Source organism: Paenibacillus sp. FSL R7-0189, from assembly GCF_037969925.1.
Classification (GTDB): domain Bacteria; phylum Bacillota; class Bacilli; order Paenibacillales; family Paenibacillaceae; genus Paenibacillus_AQ; species Paenibacillus_AQ odorifer.
This window is the reverse complement of record NZ_CP150223.1, coordinates 5,261,221-5,275,196: the sequence shown is the minus strand read 5'-3', so window position 1 is coordinate 5,275,196 and position 13,976 is coordinate 5,261,221. Positions and strand designations below refer to the sequence as shown.

The 13,976-nt window shown below is 42.9% G+C and carries 12 protein-coding genes; 2 read left to right on the top strand and 10 right to left on the bottom strand.

Features of this window, described 5'->3' with window-relative positions:
• Positions 1-29 precede the first annotated feature (29 nt).
• The gene (htpG, locus tag MKY63_RS23120) at positions 30-1,910 is read right to left on the bottom strand and encodes a molecular chaperone HtpG (RefSeq protein WP_038571886.1); all 1,881 of its coding nucleotides are present in this window, start codon (positions 1,908-1,910) and stop codon (positions 30-32) included.
• A 253-nt stretch (positions 1,911-2,163) separates the two neighbouring features.
• On the opposite strand from htpG, the gene MKY63_RS23115 reads away from it, so the two are divergent.
• A complete protein-coding gene (locus MKY63_RS23115; RefSeq protein ID WP_051491575.1) occupies positions 2,164-2,586 on the top strand; it encodes a VOC family protein in 423 nt (140 codons plus the stop codon).
• Here MKY63_RS23115 and MKY63_RS23110 read toward each other — a convergent pair.
• Positions 2,557-3,432 carry a LysR family transcriptional regulator gene (locus MKY63_RS23110; protein WP_036688377.1) on the bottom strand — a complete coding sequence of 292 codons (876 nt, stop codon included), beginning with the start codon at positions 3,430-3,432 and terminating at the stop codon, positions 2,557-2,559. The genes MKY63_RS23115 and MKY63_RS23110 overlap by 30 nt on opposite strands.
• Before the next feature lie 121 nt (positions 3,433-3,553).
• Here MKY63_RS23110 and dapA point away from each other — a divergent pair, with 121 nt between their 5' ends.
• Complete coding sequence (dapA, locus tag MKY63_RS23105) at positions 3,554-4,450, top strand: 4-hydroxy-tetrahydrodipicolinate synthase (RefSeq protein WP_036688378.1); 897 nt, start codon at positions 3,554-3,556, stop codon at positions 4,448-4,450.
• Between the two features lie 188 nt (positions 4,451-4,638).
• Here dapA and MKY63_RS23100 read toward each other — a convergent pair whose 3' ends face one another.
• From MKY63_RS23100 to recA, 8 genes are all read right to left on the bottom strand, one after another.
• Positions 4,639-6,027, bottom strand: a complete 1,389-nt coding sequence (locus MKY63_RS23100; protein WP_036688380.1) for a DEAD/DEAH box helicase — start codon at positions 6,025-6,027, stop codon at positions 4,639-4,641.
• Between the two features lie 658 nt (positions 6,028-6,685).
• Positions 6,686-7,258 carry a phosphate propanoyltransferase gene (locus tag MKY63_RS23095; protein ID WP_036688383.1) on the bottom strand — a complete coding sequence of 191 codons (573 nt, stop codon included), beginning with the start codon at positions 7,256-7,258 and terminating at the stop codon, positions 6,686-6,688.
• Between the two features lie 138 nt (positions 7,259-7,396).
• Positions 7,397-8,362 (bottom strand): dipeptidase, encoded by a 966-nt coding sequence (locus MKY63_RS23090; protein WP_339809862.1) that lies wholly within the window; start codon positions 8,360-8,362, stop codon positions 7,397-7,399.
• Between the two features lie 121 nt (positions 8,363-8,483).
• Positions 8,484-8,744: a stage V sporulation protein S gene (locus MKY63_RS23085; protein WP_019910496.1), complete on the bottom strand. Its 261-nt coding sequence runs from the start codon at positions 8,742-8,744 to the stop codon at positions 8,484-8,486.
• 199 nt (positions 8,745-8,943) lie between these two features.
• A complete protein-coding gene (locus tag MKY63_RS23080; protein WP_076100408.1) occupies positions 8,944-9,738 on the bottom strand; it encodes a TIGR00282 family metallophosphoesterase in 795 nt (264 codons plus the stop codon).
• 211 nt (positions 9,739-9,949) lie between these two features.
• Entirely contained in the window at positions 9,950-11,491 is a 1,542-nt protein-coding gene (gene rny / locus MKY63_RS23075) for a ribonuclease Y (RefSeq protein ID WP_036689085.1), read from the bottom strand.
• Between the two features lie 319 nt (positions 11,492-11,810).
• The gene (locus MKY63_RS23070) at positions 11,811-12,536 is read right to left on the bottom strand and encodes a RecX family transcriptional regulator (RefSeq protein WP_076316353.1); all 726 of its coding nucleotides are present in this window, start codon (positions 12,534-12,536) and stop codon (positions 11,811-11,813) included.
• 110 nt (positions 12,537-12,646) lie between these two features.
• Positions 12,647-13,711, bottom strand: coding sequence for a recombinase RecA (gene recA, locus MKY63_RS23065; protein WP_036688391.1), 1,065 nt, complete (start codon positions 13,709-13,711; stop codon positions 12,647-12,649).
• Positions 13,712-13,976 lie beyond the last annotated feature (265 nt).

The window sequence follows — 13,976 nt, the reverse complement described above, 5'->3', positions numbered from 1 at the left end:
ATACAATTGGATGGTCTCGTTACTTCATATTATTTCATGATTTTGCAAATATCATTGGTGAATTGAACTGGATCACTAACCTGTAGACCTTCGATCAACAGGGCTTGGTTGTACAGTAGGTTCGTGTATAAACCGAGCTTTTCTTTGTCGTTCTCTGCTGCCGCCTTCAAGGACTGGAATACTTCGTGATGGATGTTGATTTCAAGTACCTTATCCGCTTGCACCTCTTGGCCATTCGGCATCGATTTCAGAATTTTCTCCATCTCGATCGTCAGCTCACCTTCTGCAGAGAGACATACCGGATGAGTCTTCAAACGTTTGGAAGCTTTAACATTTTTCACTTTGCCGGACAGGATGTCCTTCATCGCTTCAAAAAGCTCCTTGTTTTCGTTCTCTTCCGCTTCCGTTGGCTTGTCCGCTTCGTCGGCTTCGATCCCCAGATCTCCGCTGGATACGGATTTAAATTCTTTTTCCTTATAAGACTGAATCATCTTGATCGCAAATTCATCAATATCATCAGTGAAGTAGAGAATTTCATACCCTTTATCCGATACAAGCTCGGTTTGCGGGAGCTTTTCGATTCTGTCGATCGACTCTCCTGAAGCATAGTAGATATACTTCTGATCTTCTGGCATTCTTGAGACGTATTCGTCCAGCGTAACCAGCTTCTTCTCCTTGGAGGAGTAGAACATCAGCAAATCTTGAAGGGTGTCTTTGTGCATCCCATAATCGTTATAAACACCAAACTTAAGCTGTCTGCCAAAAGCATTATAGAACTGCTCATATTTCTCTCTTTCATCCTTCAGCAGGCTTTGCAGTTGGCTTTTCACTTTATTCTTAATGTTCTTAGCGATCAGAGTCAGCTGACGGTCATGCTGGAGCATCTCTCTGGAAATGTTCAAGGAAAGATCCTCTGAGTCCACCATACCTTTTACAAAACTGAAGTAATCAGGCAGCAGATCCGCACATTTGTTCATGATCAACACACCGTTGGAATAGAGCTCAAGACCTTTTTCATATTCCTTTGTGTAATAGTCAAACGGTGTATTTTCTGGGATGAACAAAATCGCATTGTACACTACAGCACCATCAGCACTGATATGAATATGTTTAAGCGGCTTATCGAAGCCGTAACGTTTCTCTGCATAGAAGTTATCGTAATCTTCTGTAGTCAGCTCGCTTTTGTTCTTGCGCCAGATTGGCACCATGCTGTTTACGGTTTGTTCTTGAACAACTTCTTCGAACTCATTCTCCGTGCCTTCTTTTGGCTTTTGTTCCTTCAAGTCCATTTTGATTGGGAAACGGATGAAGTCGGAGTATTTTTTAATGATGGATTTCAGGCGATATTCTTCCAAATATTCATCATATTGATCTTCTTCAGTATTCTCTTTAATCTTCAAAATCACATCAGTGCCGACAGAATCCTTCTCAACAGTCTCGATGGTATAGCCGTCAGCGCCCTTAGACTCCCATTTAAAGGCCTCGTCGCTGCCTAATGCCTTACTGATCACTATAACGTCATCAGCCACCATAAACGCAGCGTAGAAGCCCACTCCGAACTGTCCGATGATATTGTGGCCATCTTTAGCTTCGTTCTCTTTCTTAAAAGCAAGAGATCCACTCTTCGCGATTGTACCTAAGTTATTCTCCAGCTCCTCTTGTGTCATCCCGATACCTGTATCGGAAATCGTCAAGGTTCTGTTCGCCTTATCGGCGGTCACTTTAATATAATAATCCTCTTTATTGAAGACCAGGCCTTCATCAGCTAAGGCTTTGTAATAGATCTTATCAATCGCATCACTTGCATTGGAAATCAGTTCACGCAGGAAAATTTCCCGTTGAGTATAAATGGAGTTAATCATCATTTCCAGCAATCTTTTCGATTCGGCTTTAAACTCTTTTTTGGCCATGAATAAATAAATCTCCTTTCAAAATAACCTTATTATTCATCATTCCGTGATTAGCACTCTTCTTAGATGAGTGCTAATTCTTCTTTTTATATAACATAAACTGATTTTCAATGTCAAATTTTTTGGCTACTTTCATATGAAAATATAACCATTTACAATTCCCTTGCAATCCTATTGATTGTATGATTTAAATAGATTAGATACATAATTTCCAAATAAAGGTTTATCCATTTCGGATTTGGGAGGTCTTTAAATGAATGAACAAGCAATGTCCGCTTTAAATTCCACAATAAAAAGCCCCGTAAAGAACTTAATTGGCAGTGTATTCATTCCCGTACATGATATTGAAAAATCCCGTCGCTGGTATTGCCAAGTCCTGGGGCTTCCAGAGACAGATTGTAAGATCATGAACGGTCATTTATGCCCGCTGCCTATGCAGGGAAACACTGGAATCATCCTGGATACCATGCCGTTGTGGGGCGGCTTAGAACCTGAAGGAACACCGCCCATTACAACACCAGCTTTTTTGTTACTGACCGATGATTTGCAAGCCTCTTTCAATTATGTGAAGGCTCTCGGTGTAGAGCTAGTAACTGAAATTCAAGATGAGCATTGGTTTGTTGTGAAAGATCCTGATGGGAATAAATTAATGATTTGCAAGCAACATTTGGATTAAAAATTGCAGCGGTTGTGATTTCCACTTCTTAGGGTGCATCAGAAGCTGCAGATCAAAGTGAATTTCGGGATGAATAAAGGACAGCTCCGCCAAGCTTCCTCGTTCAATTTCTTCCTCTGCCACGATTTTTGGTAACAAAGCAATTCCAAGGCCATTCATTACACAACGTTTGATGGCCTCCAGATTCGAAAGCTCAAAACCTATGCGGAATATGATCCCGTGCTCTTTTAACAAATTCTCGAACAGACTGCGGTAAATACAGCTTTCCTCCGAGACTATTAGCTCACAGTTATTCAGATCGTTTAGGGTTACCGTATCCATCTGGGCAAGCGGATGATGAATGGGGGCTATCAATACAAGCGGCTCATCTCTGACGATCGTACGCTCAAGGATGGAATCCGCAGTGGTGCGATCCAACATTAAGCCTAGATCTACTTCGCCATCTTTTATTTTGGCAAGAAGATTAGCTTCCTGCATCGTTTGCAGATGAATATCCAGCTTCGGAAATTTAGTCCTTAGCTGCTGCAGGTAAGGAGGTAAATAAAAGGCCGCTAAAGAATCTATCGTCCCAATAGTTATCGTTCCTCCGATTTGCTGGGCGATGGTTTCTTTTGAACGATCATACAAATCCAAAATCTCCACGAACAGCTTCAATAACTCTTCTCCTGGCGGGGTAAGCCGCAGCTGACGGCCATGCCTCTCTATTAAAGGTACTCCATATTCCTTCTCTATCTTCTGTATCTGCATCGTCACACTTGATTGTGCATATCCCAATTCTTCAGCAGCTCGCGTAAAGCTCTGACGTTTAGCCACCTCGCGGAAGGTTCGTAAATAGGTTAAATCCATTACCTCACCCTAACATCAATATTTTTGATGATCCATATCATTTATTATAGCTAACGACGATGCTACTTTCCATGGTAAAGTGTATGTAGAGGAATTAAAATATTTTGGAGGCCGATAATTTATGCTTACAGAACAACAGATTTATGGAGTTTATGTCCCCGTGGTCACCCCGTTCAATGCTGCTGGTGAAGTTGATTTGGATTCGTATCAGCGTTATGTAAAGAACATTATTAACAACAGCATACAAGGTCTGGTCGTTAATGGAACCACCGGAGAATCGCCCACTGTAACCGTAAATGAAATGCAGCTTCTAGTAAACACTTCCCGTGAGCTTCTACAATCCACATCAATCCCCTTAGTAGTTGGTACAGGTACCAATGATACAGCCTCTACGGTTGCACGCACGGAAATTGCTGCAAACCTTGGTGCTGATTGTGCACTAGTAGTCGTACCTTATTATAGTCGTCCTTCACAAGAGGGTATCATTGCCCATTTCCGCAAAGCAGCAGAAGTAGGCATACCTATCATGGCTTATGATATTCCAAGTCGTACAGGTACCGCCATGACGGTAGATACTGCACGTACAATCCTAGAAATGAATAATGTTGTCGGTTTAAAAGACTGCTCAGGCAGTACAAAAATGGTTACAGAGTTAGTCCGTACAGGTGCTAAACCTGTGCTTGGCGGCGATGATTCCCTCTTTTATGAAATGCTTAGCTGCGGAGCAGCTGGAGGTATGCTCGCTACTGCCAACGTTTATCCGGCAGAATGCCTTCGTATCTTTGAAGCCTTTACATCTGGTCAAGTGGACTTCGCTAAAGAAAGCTTTGAACAACTACTGCCGATCATCCGCCTATTGTTCAAGGAATCGAATCCCGCTCCAATTAAATGGATGCTTAACCAAAACGGCCTACTATCCTCGGATACGCTTCGCCTCCCTATGACTTCCATCAGCACAGGACTTCAGCAAGAACTGAGCCCCTATGTTCAGGACAATACAATTGAAGCAACCGCATAAATGAAATAACAACAGCCGTTGTACAGTGAGGAACTGTTTAGCGGCTGTTTTTTGTTGTAAATCATCAGGACATAAAACATAAAAAACTGCACCTCCAAATGTTAGTTGTGTCTAACAATTGGGGTGCAGTTCAGTTTACTCTGACGTTTTTTTATTTTGCTATAGAAACGATACGCATTCAAACTTACTTATCTGCTGCTCGTTTTTTGTCTTCCTTTTGTGAACCACTCGGACTTTGGCTTCAATGGAGGGTTAGACTTAGGTTTTGCTTTAGCTGGTTTGGATGCCGCTGATTTTGTTGCTGCCGGTTTTGTTGCCGCAGGTTTAGCAGTTGCTGGTTTGGAATTCGACGGTCTCGAAGACGATGGTCTCGAAGCTGCTGCTTTCGAACCTGACGGTTTCGCAGAACGATCTGTCTTCATTTGCGTTTTACGAGACATCGGATAAGGATGATCCTTAACTTCCGGAATCGATTTTCCAATCAATTTTTCAATATCTTTAAGGAAAGGAAGCTCTTCAGCTTCGCAAAAAGAAATTGCCGTTCCGCTCAATCCCGCTCTGCCTGTACGACCGATCCGGTGCACATAGGTTTCCGGAATGTTCGGTAGATTGAAGTTGATTACGTGAGACAGCTCATCAATATCAATTCCCCGGGCAGCTATATCCGTAGCTACGAGAACACGAGTCGCACCGCTTTTAAAATTCCGCAAGGCGTTCTGGCGATCATTTTGTGATTTATTGCCGTGTATGGCTTGAGCAGAAATGTTCACTTTAGCCAGATCGCGGGTAACACGGTCCGCACCACGTTTGGTACGAGTAAACACCAAAGCTGAGACGATGGATTTATCCTGTAACAGCAGGTTCAATTGGTTTTGCTTATTTCCGTTCTCTAATAAATAGATCGATTGATTGATTCTATCCGCAGTAGATGACACGGGTGTGATTTCTACCTTCACTGGATTCACAAGCAATGTTTTGATCAATTTAGAAATTTCAGTTGGCATCGTTGCCGAGAAAAACAGAGTTTGCTTCTTCGTAGGCATTTTGGCGATGATTCGTTTCACATCATGGATAAAGCCCATATCCAGCATCCGGTCAGCTTCATCCAGAACTAAAATTTGTACATATTGCAGATCTACACGTTTCTGATTGATCAGGTCGATAAGTCTACCAGGGGTAGCAATAAGAATATCGGCACCTTGATTCAGTGCACGTTCTTGCACTTTCTGTGACACACCGCCAACAATGGCAGCAGAGCGGATATCTGTATATTGGCTATACGCTTTTATGTTATCAGCAATTTGAATCGCTAGTTCTCTTGTCGGTGTTAAAATCAACGAGCGAATGCGTCGCACATTATTGGATTTGTTTGGGTTGGATTGTTCGCTTAACAATTGAATAATAGGCACGGAAAATGCAGCTGTTTTTCCTGTTCCCGTTTGCGCGCATCCAAGTAAATCTCTACCCGCTAATACAGCTGGAATCGACTGCTCCTGTATTGGTGTAGGTGATGTATAGTTTTCTTTGCTTAAAGCCTTCAAAATTGCAGGCACAATATTCAGTTCATTAAATGTCATTGGGTCTCCTTAATTTCTAATACATATATTCTTAACAATAAATCCTTTTGTCACGTCATAAACCATAATCATAACACAATAAGTTACATAATAATAGATTTTCTTTATCATCACACCAATTTTCATTAAAAATCCATTTCAGGATACTATTCGTTCTGCTCGTACAGAAATATTTTGCTAACCGTAAAATACTCCTCCTCAATTTATCCTGGGGCGTATCTTTTGTTGATCCTGTTGATCCTGTTGAGCAATCGGACTCAGACGCCCTTATTTTGAGGATTCATGGTTTTTGGCGATGCTATCGGACTCAGATGCACTTATTCACACCTTCGAAGCCCAATTCAGTACAAATATAAGGCAATAAGAGCTATGCGGTCCGATACCTTGGCAAAATAGATCAAAATGCTGAAATAGCTGCGATACAGTCCGATACGTACAAGCGGTCGGGTAAACCACGCAAACTTTACAGCACGCGGATCAGACACGCAATCCTTACAGCACGCAGATCAGACACGCAATCCTTACAGCACGCGGATCAGACACGCAATCCTTACAGCACGCGGATCAGACACGCAATCCTTACAGCACGCGGATCTGACACGCACAAAAAAGCGGAGGATTTCTCCCCCGCTTCTTATCTTTGCTATAACTATGATGACTATTCTACGATTTCAGCAGTATCGCCGTTGTTGGCACCTGCAGCGTTAGCTTCGTCAGTGTCAATATGCATATCCAGTTTAAAGCTGTCTGATACGCGTGCAATTACGTTCTCCAATACGAGACCACGATCGCCTCCGAGACGAACTTTAAGCAATTGCTTATCAGCAATGCCCCAAGCTTCAGCTTCAGAAGTATGGAAGTGAATGTGACGAGCGGCGATGATAACGCCTTGTTCCAATTCTACTTCGCCAGCAGGTCCTTTAAGCGTAATGCCAGGTGTTCCATCAATATTTCCAGATTCGCGAACTGGAGCTTTCACGCCAAGTGCGAAGGAGTCAGTACGGGAAATTTCTAATTGGGAAGCCGGACGAGCAGGTCCCAAAATTCTTACTTTGTCAAATTTACCTTTGCTGCCGATAACTGCTACTTGCTCATTTGCTGCAAACTGTCCTGGTTGAGAGAGGGGTTTGAACTCCGTTAGTTGATATCCTGGGCCAAACAAAGCCTCCACATGCTCTTGCGTAAGGTGAATATGTCTAGCCGACACACCTACGGGTACAGTCTTACTCATAGTAAAGTCACTCCTTGTATTTTCTCTAGTATCTGTACAAGCCATTAACCATTATACATCTTCTTAACCAAAAATAAAAAGCCCCACATCATAACGAGGGCCTTTTTTTCGACAATTCATACTTTTAGAACAGGATTGTCATGATTTAGACACCTGTGAAGGTAAGTTTGTACGCAAGTAGGAGACCGCATTCTCATATAACCAACCTTTAACGGAAGCTTCTGGATAGTAACGAAGCAGGTGCTCGGCAAGCTCAGGGTATTTTCCCGGATGTTCCATATTCTCTACCCAAGTGTCAATGCCGTCAAAGTCCGAACCAAACATCATATGTTTCTCCCCACCTAGACTACATACATGATCAATATGCTTTAACAAATCATCTATACGAGCTTTTCCATCATCACATACAAACCACGGATAAAAGGTCAGGCCCATTCTTCCGTCCATTGCAATTAATGCTTTAATCTGTTCATCATTTAAATTTCTAACATGCCCGCAGATCTTTGCGGCGTTCGAATGGGAAGCTATAAACGGACGTGTGCTTAAGTCGGCTAGCTCCCAAAAACCTGCTTGAGACAAATGTGACACATCAAGCAGCATTCCACTGTCGTTGCACCATTCGATCAGCTTTCGCCCTTTTTCCGTAAATCCGCCGTTTCGCTGCTCCAATACTCCGTCCGCTGCCCAATTGGCATAATTCCAAGTGATCCCCAAAAACCGCACGCCAAGCTCAAAGCAGAGCTGTGCATAAAATAGGTTCCCTTCTAGACCGTCTACACCCTCCAGAGAGAGCATTCCCCATGGAGGTGCTCCAACTGCTCGTTTACATACCTCCTCCTTCCAACGCAGCCACTGAAGGCTCTCTGCGCCTAATATTTTTTGCCGGAACAAATCAATTTGTCCTAAAACATTCTCAAAGCTAGGTCTGCCTCTCCTTGCCGAAAGGTATATCGCAAAAATCTGCAATTCTACACCGCCCGCTACCAACCGCTCTCCGGTAACATCCAACCGGGGATCATTCTTAAAATCCATATCCGGTGATGCTTGCATTTTACTCAGCACATCACAATGAAAATCCGCAACCTGTAGCTTATCGGTTCTCATCCCAAGCCCTCGCTTTCATGCAGCCCTATTCCAGATTCTATGCTTAAAAACGCCAGACTATATACCAAAAGCAAAAAACCTGTTTACATAAGTAAACAGGTTCATCCGTTCTATGCTTCTATTATCTGGGTTCTACAATCAATTTAATCGCGGTTCGATCCTCTCCATCAATCACAATGTCTGTAAATGCCGGAATGCAGATCAAATCTACTCCGCTTGGTGCAACAAATCCCCGGGCAATGGCAACTGCTTTGACTGCTTGATTCAGTGCTCCAGCTCCAATAGCTTGTAATTCGGCCGATCCACGTTCACGAAGAACACCTGCTAAAGCGCCGGCGACGGAATTTGGATTGGATTTAGCTGATACTTTTAATACATCCATAGTAAGTACCTCCCCTGGGAAAATAATGGTGTTCTTCCACTACTTTAGATGTTATTCGCGAGAGAAGAAATAATTCCTTCTTTTTGCGGACTACTCTGGAGAAAATGGTACAATAGATACTCTTTTTCGATATAATAAATATCACACTTTACCCTTATTCGGCGAAATTACCCAGAAAATCACTTATCTTATCCTACTACTAGCTCATTACCCATTCATCTTCACGTAGCCGTATTTTCTCCAGACGGGTAGCCGCGCCAGTATTCTCGTCTAATTCTGCAAATAAACCGTGAAGCTGCCATTTGCCTTCATCAACAACAAATCGTGCTGGAAGCTGTGTAGTGAACTTATAAAGTACTGCATCTCTTTCCATACCCAGAATCCCTTCGCTTGAACCAACCATACCCGCATCGGTCAAGTAAGCCGTTCCACCTGGCAAAATCACATCATCATTCGTCTGCACGTGAGTGTGGGTCCCAACTACAATTGATGCGCGACCATCCATGAAATAACCCATGGCGATTTTTTCAGAGGTAACCTCTGCATGGAAATCAACGAGAATGCATTTATGATCTCTACGTAGCTCTTCCACAATTTCTTCACCCACACGGAAAGGGCAATCAATCGCAGGCAAAAATGTACGGCCTTGCAGGTTAACTATAGCCAGCTCTTTCCCGTTACCTTTAACAACCGTATATCCTCTTCCTGGTGTTCCTGGAGGAAAATTAGCAGGACGGATAATCCGGGCCTCATCGTCGATAAACTCGAAGATATCCTTGTTGTCCCATGTGTGATTACCCATGGTGATTCCGTGAACGCCCCAGTTAAAAAATTCATTTGCGATCGCTTTAGTAATCCCTCTACCGGCAGCAGAATTTTCACCGTTAACTATGATTATATGTGGTTGATATTTGCTTTTTAATGAGGGCAACATCTCCCGAAGTGCCTTCCTACCTACACTACCTACGATATCTCCAATGAATAGTACTTTAATGTTTCTCTCCTCCTAATCTTAACCTCTTCATCTAACTGATAAGTCTTCATATTTAAAAGAAAAAAGGCCCCGCTTAGGGGCCAATTTTCATCAAATATAAGAAAGTATAAGTTATATCTTATCCTTTAACCTTATATTCCTAGCAGAAACATGTACCAGGAAACGATCATAAATATCGTTATTTCCGAAGCGTATGTTATCTACTTATTGCCTATTTAGCGTATTCAACAGCCCGTGTCTCACGAATAACGGTAACCTTGATATGTCCTGGATAATCCAGTTCACTTTCAATCATCTTCGTAATATCGCGAGCAAGACGGAATGCCTCTGCATCGTCAATCTTCTCTGGCTGTACCATCACGCGCACCTCACGGCCCGCTTGAATAGCAAATGATTTCTCAACGCCTTCGAACGACTCTGAGATTTCTTCCAGCTTCTCTAGACGTTTAATATACGTTTCCAGTGTTTCACGGCGAGCACCAGGTCTAGCAGCCGACAATGCGTCAGCGGCACCAACCAACATAGCAATAACCGAGGTAGCTTCGCAGTCTCCATGATGAGATGCGATACTGTTGATAACAACCGGATGTTCCTTATATTTCTTCGCTAGTTCAACGCCGATCTCAACGTGCGAACCTTCCACTTCATGATCCAGCGCTTTGCCGATATCATGAAGTAATCCTGCACGTTTTGCAAGCACGATGTCTTCCCCAAGCTCACCGGCCATCAGTCCTGTTAAATAAGCAACCTCCATGGAGTGCTTCAATACATTTTGACCATAGCTTGTACGGAATTTCAGACGCCCCAGAATCTTGATCAAATCTGGATGCAAACCGTGAACGCCCACTTCGAAAGTAGCTTGCTCACCATATTCCCGAATCCGTTCGTCCACTTCTTTGCGGGATTTCTCCACCATCTCTTCAATACGAGCGGGGTGAATACGTCCATCAGCCACCAATTTCTCAAGTGCCGTACGGGCCACTTCACGGCGGATTGGATCAAATCCCGACAAAATAACTGCTTCCGGCGTATCATCAATAATGAGGTCGATACCTGTAAGAGTTTCCAACGCACGAATATTACGGCCTTCACGACCGATAATCCGACCCTTCATCTCTTCATTCGGCAACGTAACAACTGAAACCGTTGTTTCCGCCACGTGATCAGCTGCACAGCGTTGGATAGCGAGTGTAATGATTTCACGGGATTTCTTATCCGCTTCTTCTTTCGCCTGCTGTTCAATTTCTTTGATCATTTGTGCCGTTTCATGGCGAACTTCTTGCTCAACATTGCTAAGAATGATACTTCTTGCATCTTCGATGCTTAAATTGGAGATACGTTCCAATTCAGTGACTTGGTTTTTGTAAATAACATCAATTTGCTGTTGGGTTTCATCAATTCGTTTCTCTTTGTTAGCTACTTGTTCTTCTTTTCTTTCAAGCGATTCCATTTTTTTATCCAGAGATTCTTCCTTTTGCAGCAAACGTCTCTCTTGCCGTTGGATTTCATTCCGACGTTCACGAGTTTCTTTCTCAGCTTCAGTACGGATTCTATGGACTTCGTCCTTAGCTTCCAATACTGTTTCTTTCTTCAGCGCCTCAGCGTCCTTCTTCGCATTCTCAACGATGACAACGGCTTCTCTTTCTGCGCTTTGGATTTTAGCTTCTGCAAGGGATTTACGAATAAAATAACCGAACCCAAAGAATATTGCAGCTACAACGAGAACGATAATGACCCAGATCCATGATTCCAGCATCTGTTCACCTCCTCGTTGGTTCCTCTCCAAGGTATATCCCTGGGAATTGTGCAGTTGTTTAACTATCCGTTCATCACCATACAAAAAACCGGTAAACAACCGATTGCCATACTGCACATGCTGCACATGCACACTGCCCGCCTTATCCGGCGATTACATTTCATATGAGTTGTACGTGAACCGTTTAAAACAGTCTCCTTTTTGGGAAGGAAAAAGGATTCTAATTTTATGCCGATTCATGTTATATTTTATTATTTATAAAAAGACATTGTCAAGAGAGTCGATATACGCATTAATGTCAAGAGAATCAGTGATTCTAGTAAAACTCCTCATCTTCACCTTCATAATTGTCTTCCGCAAGTAAAGTATTGATCACTTGGCGAACCATATCGCCCGAGAATCCACGGCGCATAAGGAAGGCTCCAGTCTTTCTTCGCTTATCTGAAGCGTCTCCACGGATGAGATTCCATTTCTTGCGCCCTGTTTCGAGTGCACTCTCCAGCTCTTGTTCAGTAGTAATATTCTCCAAAGCTTCCGATATAAGGGTTTTGTCAATCCCCTTCTCACGTAGCTCTTGTCGAATCCACATCTTCCCTTTCCGCTGGTTCGCTATTCGTTGCTCCGCCCATTGCTTAGCATATAAAGGGTCATCAAGAAATCTTTCCTGCTGCAGCCGCTGCACCACTTCCGCAATAATAGTCTCTCCTATTTCCTTCTGGCGTAAACGGCGAGTCATTTCCATAGCGGTGCGTGGTTTACGTTCAAGATAACGGAGGCCTTCCACATAAGCTCGTTGACGCTCATCAGCTACAACAATTTCTTCCAAATCAGCCTTCATAAAAGAATTACCAGTAATCATTCGATATTTAATCATGACGTCCTCGTGCACAGTCATGTTATATGCTCCGAAATGTATGATATAACGGTGGTCAGATTTCTTTTGACGTTCTACTTTAGTGATCTCTAAGAGTTCTCCTTCAGGAAAATCAGATAACACCTGCTCATCTTGTTCTTCTGCTTCAAAATCTAGTTGTATTACCATAGTTGTTTGTCACCTCATAGCAATAGATCAGTTATCATCTTACTTTCAATACTTGTTAAGAAAAGACACCCTGCAACAATCAATCACAGGGCGTCCTATTGTTTAATATACTATTCGATTTCGAGGAGCAATTTTTCTTCTTCCTCTTGCTCTGCAACAATCTCATCATTATTCGGCGCAGCAACAATAGTGGATAAATTACTTGCTTCACGGATCTTATTCTCAATAATAAGGGCAATATCCTGATGTTCCTTCAAAAACTGCTTAGCATTCTCACGACCTTGACCGAGACGCTCGCCTTCGTAGGAATACCATGCACCACTCTTATTCACGATATCCATTTCAGTACCGATATCTACAAGACTTCCCTCTTTGGAAATCCCTTCACCATACATGATATCAACATCAGCCTGTTTAAATGGAGGGGCTACTTTATTCTTCACAATCTTGATCTTAGTACGGTTACCAACCACATCGTTGCCCATCTTGATGCTCTCTACGCGACGTACATCTAAACGTACAGAGGAGTAGAATTTCAATGCACGACCACCCGGAGTTGTCTCAGGGTTACCGAACATAACACCGATCTTCTCACGAAGCTGGTTGATAAAGATAGCAATCGTATTCGATTTGCTAATGGCACCAGAAAGCTTACGAAGTGCTTGAGACATCAAACGAGCTTGCAGTCCGACGTGGGAATCACCCATATCGCCTTCAATTTCAGCCTTAGGTACCAAAGCAGCAACGGAGTCAACGACAATAATGTCAACGGCTCCACTACGAACAAGTGCTTCGGCGATTTCCAGCGCTTGTTCACCCGTATCTGGCTGAGAAAGCAGCAATTCATCGATGTTTACGCCCAAGTTACGTGCATATTTCGGATCAAGCGCATGCTCGGCATCGATAAAAGCAGCTTGTCCGCCTTGTCTTTGCACTTCTGCAATAGCATGAAGAGCAACTGTTGTTTTACCTGAAGATTCCGGTCCGTATACTTCAATAATACGTCCCTTTGGAAGTCCGCCTATACCTAACGCAATATCAAGTGCCAAAGATCCGCTAGGTACAACTTCCACTTGCATATGCGTGGATTCTCCCAGTTTCATTACCGAACCTTTACCAAATTGTTTTTCTATTTGACGAAGCGCCATATCAAGCGCTGCACGACGATCTGACAATCAGACCACTTCCTTCACTGTTTATAGTAATATAATAACGTGTTTTTAAGGTCTTGCCAAGCTTTTTTTCGAACATACATTCGTTTTTTTTGTCTTGGGCGTTATTTATCCCTTTTATTGTAAGCCTCCCTCCGGAGATAGAAGTTAATTAAATTCTCCACTTCACCGGACATCAACGACTTATGATCATGAGAAAGCATCGTGATCAAAATCTCTGCAAATATACAAAAAACCGCAGCAAAGAAATCTCAGTGCCACGGTTCTT

Excerpts from the sequence above, each read along its gene's own strand:
- htpG (WP_038571886.1), bottom strand. The coding sequence starts at position 1,910 with ATGGCCAAAAAAGAGTTTAAAGCCGAATCGAAAAGATTGCTGGAAATG.
- MKY63_RS23115 (WP_051491575.1), top strand. The coding sequence starts at position 2,164 with ATGAATGAACAAGCAATGTCCGCTTTAAATTCCACAATAAAAAGCCCC.
- MKY63_RS23110 (WP_036688377.1), bottom strand. The coding sequence starts at position 3,432 with ATGGATTTAACCTATTTACGAACCTTCCGCGAGGTGGCTAAACGTCAG.
- dapA (WP_036688378.1), top strand. The coding sequence starts at position 3,554 with ATGCTTACAGAACAACAGATTTATGGAGTTTATGTCCCCGTGGTCACC.
- MKY63_RS23100 (WP_036688380.1), bottom strand. The coding sequence starts at position 6,027 with ATGACATTTAATGAACTGAATATTGTGCCTGCAATTTTGAAGGCTTTA.
- MKY63_RS23095 (WP_036688383.1), bottom strand. The coding sequence starts at position 7,258 with ATGAGTAAGACTGTACCCGTAGGTGTGTCGGCTAGACATATTCACCTT.
- MKY63_RS23090 (WP_339809862.1), bottom strand. The coding sequence starts at position 8,362 with ATGAGAACCGATAAGCTACAGGTTGCGGATTTTCATTGTGATGTGCTG.
- MKY63_RS23085 (WP_019910496.1), bottom strand. The coding sequence starts at position 8,744 with ATGGATGTATTAAAAGTATCAGCTAAATCCAATCCAAATTCCGTCGCC.
- MKY63_RS23070 (WP_076316353.1), bottom strand. The coding sequence starts at position 12,536 with ATGGTAATACAACTAGATTTTGAAGCAGAAGAACAAGATGAGCAGGTG.